We start from the raw sequence: 14,568 nt of genomic DNA on the forward strand, positions 1-14,568 counted from the left end.
ACCCTGGACGGCATGGCTGTTGTGAAGATCAACGCGATCGAGGTTCCCGAGGGCGCTGGACCGGAGCTGGAGCAGCGCTTCGCCGCGCGGCTGCACGCCGTGGACTCGCAGCCCGGTTTCCTCGGGTTCGAGTTGCTGCGCCCGGTGTCCGGCGAGAACCGCTACTTCGTCTACACGAAGTGGGAGTCCGAGGAGCATTTCCGCGCCTGGTCCGAGGGCCCGGCCAAGGAGGCGCACGCCGGACAGCGCGGTAAGCCGGTTGCCAGCGGGGCGAGCCTGCTGGAGTTCGAGGTCGTCCAGAGCAACGGCCCCGAGACCGAGTGACCGATGCGGACCTCGCCCGGGCCGCCGAGCTGATCTCCGGCGCGGGCGCGCTGCTGGTGTGCGCGGGAGCGGGCATGGGCGTCGACTCCGGGCTGCCCGACTTCCGTGGGGACGAGGGATTCTGGCGGGCATACCCGCCGTACGCCCGGCTGGGCCTCAGCTTCGCCGAAATGGCCGACCCGCAGCACTTCGCCGCCGACCCCGAACTCGCGTGGGGCTTCTACGGGCATCGGCTGGACCTCTACCGCAGGACGGTCCCGCACGAGGGCTTCCGGCTGCTCCGGGAATGGGGCGAACGCACTCCCGGCGGCATGCGCGTCTTCACCTCGAACGTCGACGGCCAGTTCCAGCGCGCGGGGTACCCGCAGGACGACGTCGTGGAGGTGCACGGATCCATCCACCACATGCAGTGCGCCGGTGGCTGCCACGACGACATCTGGTCCGCCGAGGACACGCTCATGGTGGTGGACGAGGAAACCATGCGAGCCGAGCGGCCCCTCCCGAGTTGCCCGGAGTGCGGCGGACTGTCCCGGCCGAACATCCTGATGTTCGGCGACCTCGACTGGATCGGGCATCGCAGTCAGCGGCAACTCGACGCCCTACAGCAGTGGCGCCGCAAGCAGCAGGACCTTGTGGTGATCGAACTCGGGGCCGGGCGTGCCGTGCCGACGGTGCGGCGGCAGGCGGAACTGGCCAGCGCGGCCAGCGGTGCGCTCATCCGGATCAACCCGCGAGAGCCGGATGTGCGGCACGGCCGGGGAATCTCGCTTCCACTCGGCGCGCTGGCGGCGCTCACCGCGCTGGACACTCTGCTGGACGGTTTCTCAGCCGGGTAGGGCCAGCTCGGCGTACACGGCGTCGTGGTCGCTGCCCGGCACGTTCAGCACCCGGTAGTCGCGCACCTCGACCCGTTGGTCGGCGAGCACGTGATCGATGGTCACGGGCGGTGGGTAGAGCCCCGACGGCCAGGTAGGCAGGAACCCGTTCCCGCGTTGTTCCGCGGCGTCGTGATAGCCGGCACTCAGTACCCGGCGCAACGCGGCGTGGTCGAGGGTCGCGTTGAAGTCTCCGGCGAGAATCCGGACGGCCGCGTCGTCGGCCTGTGGCAGGGCGGCCAGTTCCGTACGCCAGTCGTCCACGTCCAAGGTCGGCGGGCAGGCGTGCACGGCGACGATCTCGGCCGTCGCACCGCCCGGCAGGTGGAGCAGGGCCCGCGGCTGCTCGAACGTCGACGGCTCCACGGGCGGTAACTCCTCCAGCGGATAGCGGGACACCAGTCCGGAGCCGGATCCGTAGTCGGCCGCCCGCAACGCCTGGTGCGGTGGTACGGAGAACAGACCCGCATCGGCCAGTGCTGCCACCCCGGACGAATCCAGCTCGCTCAGCGCAAGCACGTCGATCTGGTTGTCCCTGACGTGGTCCACCACGCGCTGGGCATCCCCGTTACTGAAGTACAGGTTCGTGGCCAGCACCCGCAGCACCGCACCGTCGTTGGCAGGTTGCCCGTCCGGCAGCATCCGTGGCAGGAGCACCGCGACCAGGGCGACTGTCAGTGCGAGCACCACTGCGCCGATCCACCACTGCCGCACCACCAGCGCGAGGCCACCGAGCAGCATCCCCGCGACGGCCGCATACGGGGAGAGCGCGAGCGCGGCCGCGGTGTGCCGATTCCCGTCGATACCCGTGAGGCGGAGGAAGACCAGGAGCGCGAACGGAACCGCCGCGACCAGCAGCAGAACGGTGACCGTCATCCGTCCGCGCCCCTTCCTCGTGACCTTCGCCGAACTCTCGGGCTGCACGCTCGCTGCGACAACAATGCTCACCGGACCAGCATGCCCGGGCCAGGCCCACTCAGGCCGACCGCGTGGACCTGGACCGGCGAACCAGGGAGTCCAGCGCGAACGAACCGGAGCCGAGTACCGCGATCAGCAGGAAGATCCAGGAGAACAGCGCGGCCTGCTCGCCGAGGTTCTGCAGGGGAAGCAGGGCCATCGGCTGGTGCACGACGAAGTAGGCGTAGGCCATCGCGCCCGAGCACAGCAGCGCCGCAGGCCTGGTGAACAGGCCGAGCGCGACCAGGCTGCCGCCGACGAGCGCGATCATCGTCGCCCACCACTCGGGCCAGGCGCCGAACACGACACCCGTCCCCTGGCCGTCGATCCCGCCGAAAGCACCGAGCCCCTGCGCGCCGTGGCAGACGAACAGGAACGAGACCACGACGCGCACCGCGGCGATGGCGGCGCCGTGCACCCCGGTGCTCAGGTTGACCAGCCGGTCGGTGGTGGCTGTGGTGGTGGCGTTGTTGTTGTCCTGCGTGCTGATGGTGGTCATGTCGATGCCTTCCGGTTGTCTTGGCGGGGTCGTTTCCTGCTCTCATAAATGCGTCGAACGGGGAGCGACCGGATCGACACCGGACGGAAATTTTTCGTTGAGTTCTTCCGTCGCGGACCGACAGGCCCGTTGCTCGCCGTATCGTCTAAGGCCATGCGACGTGTACTTCTCACCGGCTTCACCCCCTTCGGCGGCGAAGCGGTGAACCCGTCCTGGCAGGCGGTGCGGCTGGTGGCCCAGAATGCGCCCGAGGACTACGAGGTCGCGGTGAGCGAACTCCCGTGCGACTTCGAAAGTTCGCTGCCCGAACTCCGGACAGCCATCGAGCGGCACCGCCCCGAACTGGTGGTCTGTGCGGGGCAGGCGGGTGGTCGCGCCGCGGTGACGCCCGAGCGGATCGCGGTGAATCTGCAGGACGCCCGGATCCCCGACAACGCGGGCCGGCAACCGGTGGACGTGCCGGTCGTGCCGGATGGCCCTGTCGGGTACTTCAGCACCCTCCCGGTCAAGGCGTGCGCCGCGGCGATCGCAGCCGAGGGCCTTCCTGCCGAGGTCTCGCACACCGCGGGGACCTTCGTGTGCAATCACGTGTTCTACGGCCTGATGCACCTGCTCGCGACCGAGCTACCCGATGTGCGGGGTGGTTTCGTCCATGTGCCGTTCAGTCCTGAACAGGCTGGTCAGCGGCATCCGAGCCTGCCGGTCGAGGAGTGCGCCCGCGCGCTCGACGTCCTGGTGCGCACGGCCCTCACCACTCAAACCGATCTCCCCGTCCCCGCTGGCACCCTGCACTGACGGCCCCCGACGCCGCACCCGCCGTCGCCCCTCCCGTTCAGGGATGGAGCGTCTGCAAGTACCACCAAGCAAGATCATTCCTGCGTTTCCTACCTCCAAGCTCCGTCTGTCCCGACGGTGACAGCCAGGAGTTGGTAGCAGTTGGGGGTGCTGGTGATCTTGCTTGGTGGTACTTGCAGACGTACCAACTGACCCCCTGACATGAAGAAACGCCCCCGGGAGCTGGTCCCGGGGGCGTTCTTCGTGTCAGCTGCGTTTACTCGGCTTCGGTCTCGCCCGTCTCCTCACCGCTGGATGCGGCGACGCCGACCGGCGGGGCGTCCGGAACGTTCGACGGCTTGGCCTCACCGCGGAAGGTGAAGTGTGCCGTGTCGTCCTTGGCGCTCTCGCCGTCCCAGCCCTCGACATCCACGATGACGATCTGGCCGGCCTCGATCTCGCCGAACAGAATCTTCTCCGACAGCTGGTCCTCGATCTCGCGCTGGATGGTGCGGCGCAGCGGCCGTGCACCGAGCACGGGGTCGAAGCCACGCTTGGCCAGCAGCTTCTTCGCCTTCGAGGTGAGCTCCATGGCCATGTCCTTGGCCTTGAGCTGCGTCTCGACGCGGGTGGCCATCAGGTCCACCATGTCGACGATCTGCTCCTCCGTCAGCTGGTGGAACACGATGATGTCGTCGATCCGGTTGAGGAACTCAGGCCGGAAGTGCTTCTTCATCTCCTCGTTGACCTTCTGCTTCATCTTCTCGTACTTGGCAACGCCCTCGTTGCCGGAAGAGAAGCCGAGGCTCACGGACTTGGAGATGTCCGAGGTGCCCAGGTTCGAGGTGAAGATCAGCACCGTGTTCTTGAAGTCGACCGTGCGGCCCTGACCGTCGGTCAGGCGGCCGTCCTCCAGCACCTGCAGCAGGGTGTTGTAGATCTCCTGGTGCGCCTTCTCGATCTCGTCGAAGAGCACCACGGAGAACGGCTTGCGCCGCACCTTCTCGGTGAGCTGGCCACCCTCCTCGTAACCGACGTAGCCCGGAGGGGCCCCGAACAGCCGCGAGGCGGTGTAGCGGTCGTGGAACTCGCCCATGTCGATCTGGATGAGCGCGTCGTCGTCGCCGAAGAGGAAGTTCGCCAGCGCCTTGGACAGCTCGGTCTTACCGACACCGGACGGGCCGGCGAAGATGAACGAGCCGGAGGGGCGCTTCGGGTCCTTCAGACCGGCACGGGTCCGGCGGATCGCCTGGGAGACCGCCTTGACGGCGTCGTCCTGACCGATGATCCGCTTGTGCAGCTCGGCCTCCATGCGGAGCAGACGGGTGGTCTCCTCCTCGGTGAGCTTGAACACGGGGATACCGGTCCAGTTGGCGAGGACCTCGGCGATCTGCTCGTCGTCGACCTCCGCGACGACGTCCAGGTCACCGTCCTTCCACTGCTTCTCCCGCTCGGACTTCTGGCCGAGGAGCGTCTTCTCCTCGTCCCGCAGCCGGGCGGCCCGCTCGAAGTCCTGGCCGTCGATGGCCGACTCCTTCTCCCTGCGAACGTCGGCGATCTTCTCGTCGAACTCGCGCAGGTCCGGCGGCGCGGTCATCCTGCGGATCCGCATCCTGGCGCCGGCCTCGTCGATCAGGTCGATCGCCTTGTCCGGCAGGAAGCGGTCGTTGATGTAGCGATCGGCCAGCGTGGCCGCCGACACCAGTGCCGAGTCGGTGATCGAGACGCGATGGTGCGCCTCGTACCGATCGCGCAGCCCCTTCAGGATCTCGATCGTGTGCTCGAGCGAAGGCTCACCGACCTGGATCGGCTGGAAGCGGCGCTCCAGCGCGGCGTCCTTCTCGATGTACTTGCGGTACTCCTCAAGCGTGGTCGCACCGATCGTCTGCAACTCACCACGGGCGAGCATCGGCTTGAGGATGCTCGCCGCGTCGATCGCGCCCTCAGCGGCACCGGCACCCACGAGCGTGTGCAGCTCGTCGATGAACAGAATGATGTCGCCACGGGTCTTGATCTCCTTGAGCACCTTCTTGAGGCGCTCTTCGAAGTCACCGCGATAGCGGGAACCGGCCACGAGCGAGCCGAGGTCAAGCGTGTAGAGCTGCTTGTCCTTCAGCGTCTCGGGAACCTCACCCTTGACGATGTTCTGCGCGAGGCCCTCGACGACGGCGGTCTTGCCGACGCCGGGCTCACCGATGAGCACCGGGTTGTTCTTGGTGCGGCGGGACAGCACCTGCATGACCCGCTCGATCTCCTTGCTGCGCCCGATGACCGGGTCAAGCTTGCCCTCCCGCGCGGACGCGGTGAGGTTACGGCCGAACTGGTCGAGCACCAGCGAGGAGGACGGGGTGCCCTCGCCACGGCCCGCACCGGCTTCCGCGGGCTCCTTGCCCTGGTAGCCGGAGAGCAGCTGCAGCACCTGCTGGCGCACCCGGTTCAGGTCCGCGCCGAGCTTGACGAGCACCTGCGCGGCTACGCCTTCACCCTCGCGGATCAGCCCGAGCAGGATGTGCTCGGTGCCGATGTAGTTGTGGCCGAGCTGCAGCGCTTCGCGCAAAGACAGCTCCAGCACCTTCTTGGCACGCGGCGTGAAGGGGATGTGCCCGCTCGGGGCCTGCTGCCCCTGGCCGATGATCTCCTCGACCTGCTGTCGCACACCCTCCAGCGCGATACCCAACGACTCCAGCGCCTTGGCGGCGACACCTTCACCCTCGTGGATCAAGCCCAGGAGGATGTGCTCGGTGCCGATGTAGTTGTGGTTGAGCATCCGGGCCTCTTCCTGGGCCAGGACGACCACCCGCCTCGCGCGGTCGGTGAACCTTTCGAACATTCCCACTCCCTCGACTGCTGCGCCGGCGGCCCGATCTCACCACGTCCCCGTCGATTTTAGGGACGAAGCCCGCGATGAGTTCAGCACCGTAAGACCACTGTAGTGGCCCAGCCACCACACCGGCGTCCGACTACGCCGGAATCGGATCGCGACTCCCCGCCCGCGCGGGATCGCGACCTGTCGTTATCGACGTCTTTCCGCTGGCTGTTGACGTCCATTACAACGTGCCGCCCCCCGTTTGGATTCCACCGGGGGTCCCTGTCCGCTCACCGCGAACACACTGGTTGTTGTGGCGTTCGTCCGATCGTGGTTGACAACTGACGCACCTTCCGACCCAATGTAAGGTAAGGCAGTCCTAATCATTCGAACGGCGCAGTGGGAGGGTTCGCGTGAGCATCGACCGGTCCTTCCGTGACGCGGGCCACACCGTCCGTCCGGAAGCCGGCGCAAGCGCCCCCGGCGGCCTCACGACCTCACTGGAGCGGATCGCCGGCCTGCAGGAGCGGGCCGAGATCCGAGCGGACTTCCCCGCGGACGGCCGTTGGCTCCGATGCACGGACCTGCTCGACCATCCGGCCGCGCTCGACCAGTGGCGGGTCAGACTGCGCGACTGGCTGCGGGCGGAGTACGGGACCGCACCGGAACGCACCGTGGCCAGCTACGTGATGTCCTGGTACCTCCGTGTCCCGGCGTACGCGGGCGCGCTGCTGCTGCACCACGAACGCCGTGTGCCCGATCTGCGCCCGGACGATCTGGCGATGCGGATCGCGGTAACGGGCAGGCCCGATCCCGACGGCGTCGCGGTGCTCGGCCGTTCCTTCTACTGCCTGCCCTCCGATCCCGGCAGTGGCAGGCAGGAGGCGACGGTGGTCGCCGATGAACGAGCGCTGGCCGAACTGCTGCGCACCCGTTACGTGGCGCACGCCTCCCAGTTCGTGCGGGCCTACCGCAGGAGCAGCCCGCTCGGCTCACGAACACTGTGGGCGGGCGCCACCGACGCGCTCGACAGCGCGCTCTGGTGGGCTGGGGCACAGGGTGGCACTCCGGCGGCCGAAGGGGCCGCCGTGGCCGACGCCGCTCTGGTGCTGGAACGCCGCTACCCGCCGCTGACGTCGGCCTCCACGCTGAGGATCGAGGCCGGGGCAGGCGGGGGTCGCAGCTGGACCAGGCGCAGGGAAAGCTGCTGCTTCTCCTATCTGCTGCCGCACGAGTCCGAGTGCGCAGGCTGCCCGCGCACCTGCCCCAAGAACTAGCCGCCGCACCTCCGATTGAGGGTTGCGACGCAGTGGAGTGACGACCTCGCCATAAAGTCTCAACCGGGTGTTCAGGGATACGATTCAAGGACATGACCCAAGGCAAACAGGCCGTGTCCGGAGACTTCGACCTGACGATGGACGAGCTGCGCGTCGTGGCGCGTTACGTGGTCCGGCACGCGGAGGACGTCCTGGCGGTTTTCGAACAGGCTGTGCCCGACGATCCGCGCCCGCGCGCGGCGGTCGACGCGGCCTGGACGTTCATCAACGGCGCCGAAAGGACCACACTGCAGCGGGTCACTTCCCTCGATGCTCATCGGGCCGCCCGGTCCGCACCGTCCGAAGCCGCGCGACTGGCCGCGCGCTGCGCCGGTGACGCCGCATCGGCCGCATACCTGCACCCCATCGCCCAGTCCAGCCAGGTCGGCCACATCCTGCGAGCCTCCGCGAGCGCCGCGCGCGTCGGGGAGCTGGCGGCGGGCGGGGACCCCGCGGTCGGAGACGCCTTGCTGGAACGGTCACGGCAGCGAGCGACACCAGTGCTCATAGACGTGCTCCGCCGCTACCCGCCCGCGACAACCGGCGGCCAGCGCGTCGCCCGGCTGATGCGCACGCTGGACCATTCCCTGCGCCAGCCGGCCGACCCGGTGGCCGGGCACACCGACGCGGGCAACAGGGAGTGCCCGTCATGATCCTCCCGAAGGTCCGCGACCCTCGCTTCGTGACGATCCGCCGCGGCGGGACTCTCACGGACGCGGATCACCGCCTCCTCGCGCTGTGGGCCGCCTCGTGCGCGGAACACGTCCTCGGCCACTTCGAGTCGGCCCAGCCTGGGGACCCACGACCACGCCAGGCGATCGAGCACGCCCGTGCCTGGGTGCGTGGCGAGGTGAAGATGATGCGGGCTCGCGCGGCGGGCGGCCATGCGATGGGGGCGGCCAGGGAGCTGCGTGGGGCAGCACGGCATGCCGCGTACGCCGCGGGCCAGGCCGGAGCCGTCGCCCACGTCGCCGCACACGAACTCGGCGCCGCCGCATACGCGATCAAGGCAGCGCGGGCGGCGGCGCCGGAAGGCCTTGATGAGGCCGTGGGGAGACTCGAGTGCCAGTGGCAGCGTGATCAGCTCCCGGAGGAGATTCGCGAGCTGGTACTTGATGACCAGAGGTTGCGCAACGACATCTGCTGGTCGGTGTTCGACTGTTGAGCGGGCAGCTGGGAACTGTGGTTTCCGCGGGCGCGGTGTGGTCCTGAACTCGGCCGGCGAGGTCCCGCTGTCGAGGCGGCAGGGTGTCCACCGCAGCCCCGGACAGCGCCAGAAGTCGGAGCCCAGGCGACTCGGTCGCGGACCGGAGTCCGCTGCTAGGCTGAGCAGCATGTCAGCCGCATCGTGCTCGGCCGCTTGCGCGGCAGTGACCAGGACGTCCCGCTAGCGGCGGGACGTCCGACTCACAACACCCCCACCTGGAACGTCCTACCGCTTCGTGATCAGTCCGGAGTGGCACTTGTGCTGCTCCGGAACTCTTCAGAGCGACGGAGCATTCGATGCTTTCAGGCATTTCTTCTTCCGGCGGGCAAAGCCCGTCTCCCATGCGCGCATGGCTCGTGCTGTGCGCGATGTCGATGCTGCAGTTCTTTATCGCGGTCGACGTGACCGTGGTCAACATCGCACTGCCCTCGATCGGCGCGGATCTCGGCGTCGATGGCCACTCGCTGACCTGGGTAATGATCGGCTACACCATCACCGGCGGCGGGCTGCTGATGCTCGGCGGTCGCCTCAGCGACCTGCTGGGGCGCCGCCGCATGTTGCTGGTCGGCACTACCCTGTTCGGCGCAGCATCACTACTGGCGGGGCTGGCCCCCTCGTTCGCGGTCCTGGTGGTCGCGCGCCTCGTCCAAGGGGCTGGCGAGGCCCTCGCACTGCCGGCCGCGATGGCCACGATCGTGCTGATGTTCCCCGAGGGCCCACACCGGTCGCGGGCCCTGAGCGTGTGGGCCGCGGTCGCCAGCTGTGGGCTGGTGCTCGGGTTCGCCCTCTCGGGAATCATCACCGCCCACCTGGGCTGGCGATGGATCTTCCTGATCTCGGTGCCGTTCATCCTGGTCGTGATCGTGGCTACGCTCGTGCTCGTCGAGGGCGAGCGTCCCGCTTCCCGTGGGCAGGCCCGGCTGGATCTTCCGGGCGCGTTCCTGCTCACCGCGTGCCCGTTGCTGTTCACCTACGCCGCGGTCGAGGCCGGCGAACCAGGCACAAACCCGTGGGTGAGCGTGGTAGCGCTGGCCGGTGCGGTGCTGGCTGCCGCCGGGTTCGTGCGGGTCGAATCGCGGTCTCCGAACCCCCTGGTGCCCCTGGCCTTCTTCGCCAACCGCGCCCGCGTGCGGGCGAACCTGACGACGATGCTGCTCAGCGGGGCGCTATCGACCTCGTTCCTGCTGTTCACGTTCTACCTGCAGGACCGTCTCGGGATCGGCCCGCTGGGAGCCGGGCTCACGATGCTGCCGTTGGCTATCGCGCTGATCACGGCCTCGATTCTCGTGCCCCGACTGCTAGGCAGGTGGGGAGCGCGCGCGTGCGTGCTGGCAGGCCTCGGCTCCGCCACGGGCGCGATGACGGTGATCGCGCTCGTCGCAGCCCTCGATGCTGGAGCGGTGTGGCTGCTGCCTGCGATGTTGCTGATCGCCGCCGGGATGGGTTTTGGTCTGGTGGGGCTGCAGTTCATCGCAGTCAGCGGAGCGACCGACGAGGACGCCGGAATCGCCTCCGGGGTCCAGCGAGCAGCCGACCAGCTCGGAGGGGCCAGCGGCGTAGCGGTCTACATAGGGATCGGGTTCGCCCCCGCCGTGCGCGCTGGCGACCCGTTCGTGATCGCCGCGGTGCTCGCCATCGCCGGGCTGGTCGTCGGTGCCGTGGTCATCAGCCGTTCCTCGGCCACGACGGAACTGCAGCCGAAGGCCGGGTAAGAGGCCGCGCCGCCACGCACCGCCATCCCGGTCGGCAGCAGCGTGGCGGCGTGCCCCTCCCAGCAGCATGCAGACGAGTCCTGCTCAACGACGGTGATGCGCGCCCGGCAAGACGAATGGATCAGCGCTGGAGGCGTACGACCAGAGCATCGGACTCGACCTACAGAACCCCGCGGTCGACCGCTGGTCGTCAAGGCACCGTGTGGAGGAGAGAACACCGGCCGCAACCCTGTCGACAGTGGCAAGTCAGGGCTCAAGAGATCAGTGGTCGTAGGCGGCAGCGGTATCCGATCTGGTGGGTCCTGGCCGGAGCGAATCGAAACGACTCGCCGCTCCTGCGCCCCACTCGAAGCTCTCACCGTATTCAGGTTCCTGCTTCCAAATCCAGCACTGCGGACGCGATACACGGAAGAGGAAATCGATTACGCCGCCACGTACGGCCAGCCATCCGGTGACCGTGCTGTGACCAAGACAGAAGTGGGGCCACCGGAATGAATCCGGTGGCCCCACTACACGACCTGTAGTGCCCGCTCGAAGCAGGAACCGTGAAGAACGATCAGTTCTTCTTGTGGTAAGCCTCGACCACCTCGGACGGGATACGCCCACGGTCGGAAACCTGGAAACCGTTCTTGCGTGCCCACGCACGAATGGCCTGGTTCTGCTCGCGGTCCACGGTGGCGGGCCTGGCCGCGGCTTTCACTGCCGCGCGAGTGGAACTGCGCTTACGGCCACCGGAACGGCGCGCGTGCTCGATGTACTGCGCCAGCGCGTCCCGAAGCTCCTCGGCATTGTCGGCGGACAAATCGATCTGGTAGCTCACACCGTCCAGACCGAACTCAACCGTCTCCTCTGCCTCGGAACCGTCCAGATCGTCCACGAGAGAGACGAGAACCTTCTGCGCCATCAGTTTTCCTCCTGCTTTGAGCTGGCGCCAGATCGCTGGAGACGCGATCCCGCCAGAAGCTTCGACTCCGACATTAATACCCGCTGCTGCCGATAAACGCAAATCACGATTGCTGTAAGGCGTCCCGGTTGTTGTGAAGTGCAGTCCGGCCAGCGCTAACCGGGAGCCACTTGTCAGTCTTATGGGTTATTCGGGCCGCACCAGCGGGAACAGGATCGTCTCCCGGATGCCGAGACCGGTGAGCGCCATGAGCAACCGGTCGACACCCATTCCCGCACCACCACTGGGGGGCATTCCATACTCGAGTGCGCGCAGGAAATCCTCGTCGAGAACCATGGCCTCACTATCACCCTCAGCACCGAGCCGGGCCTGTTCCGTTAGCCGTTGCCGTTCCACGACGGGATCGACGAGCTCGGAGTACCCCGTCGCGAGTTCGAATCCGCGGACGTAGAGGTCCCACTTCTCCGCTATCCCTGGCTTGCTGCGGTGTTGCCTGGTCAGCGGGGAAGTCTCCAAGGGAAAATCACGGACAAAAGTGGGCTCGTAGAGATGATCGCCCACCAGATGTTCCCACAGTTCCTCGACCAGCTTGCCATGCCCCAGTTTCGGGTCCACCTCCAGGTCATGGGACTCCGCAAACGATCGCAACGTCTCCACCGACGTCTCAGGAGTGATTTCCGTACCGAGCGCTTCGGACAGCGAGTCGTACATCGTCAGCGTCGTCCACTGACCGGAAAGGTCGTACTCGGAACCATCCGCGAGAGTAACGACCTGAGTACCCAGTGCCGCCTCCGCCGCCTCCTGAACGAGTTCCCGCGTGAGCTTCGCGATGGTGTCGTAAGTTCCGTATGCCTCGTAGTACTCCAGCATCGCGAACTCCGGCGAATGGGATGAGTCGCTACCCTCGTTTCGGAAGTTCCGGTTGATCTCGAAGACTTTTTCGATACCACCGACGACGCAACGCTTGAGGTAGAGCTCCGGCGCGATCCGCAGGAACAGGTCGAGGTCGAACGCGTTGGAATGGGTGACGAAGGGCCTCGCCGCGGCACCTCCGTGCAGGGTTTGCAACATCGGGGTCTCGACCTCGGTATACCCGCGTTCGTGGAAGGAATCCCGCAGCGCCCGCAGGACGGTGGACCTCGTCCGAACCACATCACGCGCCTTGGGACGTAGAATCAGGTCGACGTAGCGCTGCCTGATTCGAGTTTCCTCGGCCAATTCCTTGTGCGCGACGGGCAGCGGGCGCAGTGCTTTCGACGTGAGTTGCCAGCCGTTCGCCATCACGGAAAGCTCGCCGCGCTTCGAGGTGATGACCTCGCCCTGAACAAAAACGTGATCGCCGAGATCGACATCGGACTTCCAGGCCGCGAGTGCGTCGGCACCGACCTTGGCCAGGCTGATCATTGCCTGCAGTTCGGTTCCGTCGCCCTCACGCAAGCTCGCGAAACACAGCTTCCCGGTGTTCCGCAGGAACATCACCCTGCCGGTGATTCCGACCTGCTTCCCGGTGCTGGTATCCGGCGGAAGATCCGAATGCGCGGCGCGAATCTCGGCGAGCGTGTGCGTCCGAGGAACTTCGACCGGATACGGATCGATACCCTCAGCGAGTATCCGGTCACGCTTCTCCCGGCGTACCCGCAGCTGTTCGGGCAGGTCATCGTCAGCAGTGGCGTTCTCGGACGCGGGGATATCGGTCATGAGGCCATAGCGTACGAACTCCTCCTCGCCGGGCGCGAACCGGATTACCCATTGCGGACTTTTACCGGGCCGGGCGGCGGTTATCCGGCGTATTCCACCGCAGGGATCACCCCTGGTCGCCGGTACGGCGCAAGAAAATGCTGGCCAGGACGACGCAGTCAGCAAGATTGCCGGTGCGCGTGGCCGGAGTACGGTTGGTGGCGAACACCACCGGCCACCACCCGGCAATCGGTGTTAACGTCGGTAGCGGTGTTACTCGCCGCCCCGGACGAGCGCGTCGTACCCGGCCCCGACAAGACGACGCAGTGTTGTGACAGCTCACTGCGTACTTCGTGGAGGTCGGACAGATGCCCTGGGTGATCCTCGTCATTTCCGGAGTTCTGGAAACCGTCTGGGCCGCGGCTCTCAGCGCGTCAAAAGGTTTTTCCAGACTAAGCCCCACGTTGCTGTTTCTGGTCGCGCTTGCCTTGAGCATGGCCGGGCTCGCCTTCGCCATGCGCAGCATCCCCATCGGAACGGCCTACGTCGTCTGGGTCGGAATCGGCGCCGTGGGAGCGGCCGCCTACGGCATGGTGGCGCTCGGCGATCCGGTCACCGCGGCGCGCATCGCCTGCCTCGTGCTGATCGTGGCCGGAGTCGTCGGCCTGAAGGTGCTGGGGTGACGCCGGGGCTCCGGCGTTCCGGGGACGCTCAGCGCGTATTGCGTTCGTAGACCAGCCGCAGGCCCAGCAACGTGAGTTCGGGGACGTGCTCGGTGATGGTCTCGGATTCGCTGAGCACGAGTGGGGCAAGGCCGCCGGTCGCGATCACCGTGACCGGCGGGCCCTCGGGGGCGAGTTCCCGGACGATCCGGTTCACCAGTCCGTCCACCTGCCCGGCGAATCCGAAGAGGATTCCCGACTGCAGACATTCCACTGTGCTCTTGCCGATGACGGATCGCGGCCGCACCAGCTCCACCTTGCGCAGTGCGGCCGCGCGCGCCGCAAGGGCGTCCACCGAGATCTCGATGCCTGGCGCGAAGGCGCCGCCGAGAAACTCACCCCGGGGCGAGATCGCGTCGACATTGGTCGAGGTACCGAAATCCACGACCACGCAGGCAGTGCCGAACAGGTGGTACGCGGCGAGGGTGTTCACCAGCCGATCCCCGCCGACCTCCTTCGGGTTGTCCACCAGAAGGGCGACGCCAGTGCGGACTCCCGGCTCGACCACGATCTTGGGCACCGCGGGGTAGTACCGGTCGAGCATCACCCGCAGTTCGCGCAGCACCGCGGGCACCGTGGACAGCGCGCTGATCCCGCTGACCAGGTCGGCATGCGGCCCGAGCAGCCCGCGCATCGTCAGCGCCAGCTCGTCGGCGGTTATCCGGGCATCGGTGCGCATGCGCCAGTCCCGGACCAGCTCGGCCTCGTCCCCCCTGCCTCGATAGAGGCCGAGAACGATGTTGGTGTTGCCGACGTCGATGGTGAGCAGCACTAGCGCACGTGACCCGTCACTGG

General features: G+C 67.2%; 14 protein-coding genes, 1 pseudogene and 1 riboswitch. Of the genes and pseudogenes, 9 read left to right on the plus strand and 6 right to left on the minus strand.

Translation table 11 applies throughout. The features are described from left to right. Nucleotides 1-12 precede the first annotated feature (12 nt). Together BM199_RS09210 and BM199_RS09215 are read left to right on the plus strand one after the other, a co-directional pair. Complete coding sequence (locus BM199_RS09210) at nucleotides 13-324, plus strand: antibiotic biosynthesis monooxygenase family protein (RefSeq protein WP_091671986.1); 312 nt, start codon at nucleotides 13-15, stop codon at nucleotides 322-324. Then, nucleotides 321-1,160: an SIR2 family NAD-dependent protein deacylase gene (locus tag BM199_RS09215; RefSeq protein WP_245788238.1), complete on the plus strand. Its 840-nt coding sequence runs from the start codon at nucleotides 321-323 to the stop codon at nucleotides 1,158-1,160. Before BM199_RS09210 ends, BM199_RS09215 begins: the two co-directional genes overlap by 4 nt. Here BM199_RS09215 and BM199_RS09220 read toward each other — a convergent pair. Beyond that, a complete protein-coding gene (locus tag BM199_RS09220) occupies nucleotides 1,149-2,147 on the minus strand; it encodes an endonuclease/exonuclease/phosphatase family protein (protein ID WP_245788239.1) in 999 nt (332 codons plus the stop codon). The genes BM199_RS09215 and BM199_RS09220 overlap by 12 nt on opposite strands. Nucleotides 2,148-2,175: 28 nt before the next feature. Continuing rightward, nucleotides 2,176-2,655: a DoxX family protein gene (locus BM199_RS09225; protein ID WP_091671990.1), complete on the minus strand. Its 480-nt coding sequence runs from the start codon at nucleotides 2,653-2,655 to the stop codon at nucleotides 2,176-2,178. Between the two features lie 153 nt (nucleotides 2,656-2,808). Between BM199_RS09225 and pcp the strand changes: the two genes are divergently transcribed. Next, entirely contained in the window at nucleotides 2,809-3,450 is a 642-nt protein-coding gene (gene pcp, locus BM199_RS09230; RefSeq protein WP_091671992.1) for a pyroglutamyl-peptidase I, read from the plus strand. Nucleotides 3,451-3,706: 256 nt separating this feature from the next. Here the strand turns inward: pcp and BM199_RS09235 are convergent, their stop codons facing one another. Further along, nucleotides 3,707-6,259, minus strand: a complete 2,553-nt coding sequence (locus BM199_RS09235) for an ATP-dependent Clp protease ATP-binding subunit (RefSeq protein WP_091671994.1) — start codon at nucleotides 6,257-6,259, stop codon at nucleotides 3,707-3,709. Nucleotides 6,260-6,648: 389 nt separating this feature from the next. On the opposite strand from BM199_RS09235, the gene BM199_RS09240 reads away from it, so the two are divergent. The 5 genes and pseudogenes from BM199_RS09240 to BM199_RS34475 all read left to right on the plus strand — a co-directional run. After that, nucleotides 6,649-7,512, plus strand: a complete 864-nt coding sequence (locus tag BM199_RS09240) for a (2Fe-2S)-binding protein (protein WP_091671996.1) — start codon at nucleotides 6,649-6,651, stop codon at nucleotides 7,510-7,512. Nucleotides 7,513-7,604: 92 nt separating this feature from the next. Continuing rightward, complete coding sequence (locus BM199_RS09245) at nucleotides 7,605-8,204, plus strand: putative immunity protein (RefSeq protein ID WP_245788240.1); 600 nt, start codon at nucleotides 7,605-7,607, stop codon at nucleotides 8,202-8,204. Further along, nucleotides 8,201-8,716: a putative immunity protein gene (locus tag BM199_RS09250; RefSeq protein WP_091671998.1), complete on the plus strand. Its 516-nt coding sequence runs from the start codon at nucleotides 8,201-8,203 to the stop codon at nucleotides 8,714-8,716. Before BM199_RS09245 ends, BM199_RS09250 begins: the two co-directional genes overlap by 4 nt. Nucleotides 8,717-9,099: 383 nt before the next feature. After that, on the plus strand, nucleotides 9,100-10,470 hold the full coding sequence (locus BM199_RS09255; RefSeq protein ID WP_245788241.1) for an MFS transporter: 1,371 nt from the start codon (nucleotides 9,100-9,102) through the stop codon (nucleotides 10,468-10,470). 69 nt (nucleotides 10,471-10,539) lie between these two features. After that, nucleotides 10,540-10,817 (plus strand): annotated as a pseudogene (locus BM199_RS34475) (IS5/IS1182 family transposase); the annotation flags it as partial. A 209-nt stretch (nucleotides 10,818-11,026) separates the two neighbouring features. Here BM199_RS34475 and BM199_RS09260 read toward each other — a convergent pair. Together BM199_RS09260 and lysS are read right to left on the minus strand one after the other, a co-directional pair. Next, entirely contained in the window at nucleotides 11,027-11,374 is a 348-nt protein-coding gene (locus BM199_RS09260; RefSeq protein WP_091672000.1) for a histone-like nucleoid-structuring protein Lsr2, read from the minus strand. A 186-nt stretch (nucleotides 11,375-11,560) separates the two neighbouring features. Further along, a complete protein-coding gene (lysS, locus tag BM199_RS09265; RefSeq protein ID WP_091672002.1) occupies nucleotides 11,561-13,072 on the minus strand; it encodes a lysine--tRNA ligase in 1,512 nt (503 codons plus the stop codon). A gap of 242 nt (nucleotides 13,073-13,314) precedes the next feature. Further along, nucleotides 13,315-13,379, plus strand: a riboswitch (guanidine-III (ykkC-III) riboswitch). A gap of 40 nt (nucleotides 13,380-13,419) precedes the next feature. On the opposite strand from lysS, the gene BM199_RS09270 reads away from it, so the two are divergent. Beyond that, a complete protein-coding gene (locus tag BM199_RS09270; protein ID WP_091672152.1) occupies nucleotides 13,420-13,734 on the plus strand; it encodes a DMT family transporter in 315 nt (104 codons plus the stop codon). Between the two features lie 28 nt (nucleotides 13,735-13,762). Here BM199_RS09270 and BM199_RS09275 read toward each other — a convergent pair whose 3' ends face one another. Then, complete coding sequence (locus BM199_RS09275; protein WP_091672003.1) at nucleotides 13,763-14,545, minus strand: type III pantothenate kinase; 783 nt, start codon at nucleotides 14,543-14,545, stop codon at nucleotides 13,763-13,765. Between the last annotated feature and the right edge of the window lie 23 nt (nucleotides 14,546-14,568).

This window comes from Amycolatopsis marina (assembly GCF_900111885.1).
Classification (GTDB): Bacteria; Actinomycetota; Actinomycetes; order Mycobacteriales; family Pseudonocardiaceae; genus Amycolatopsis; species Amycolatopsis marina.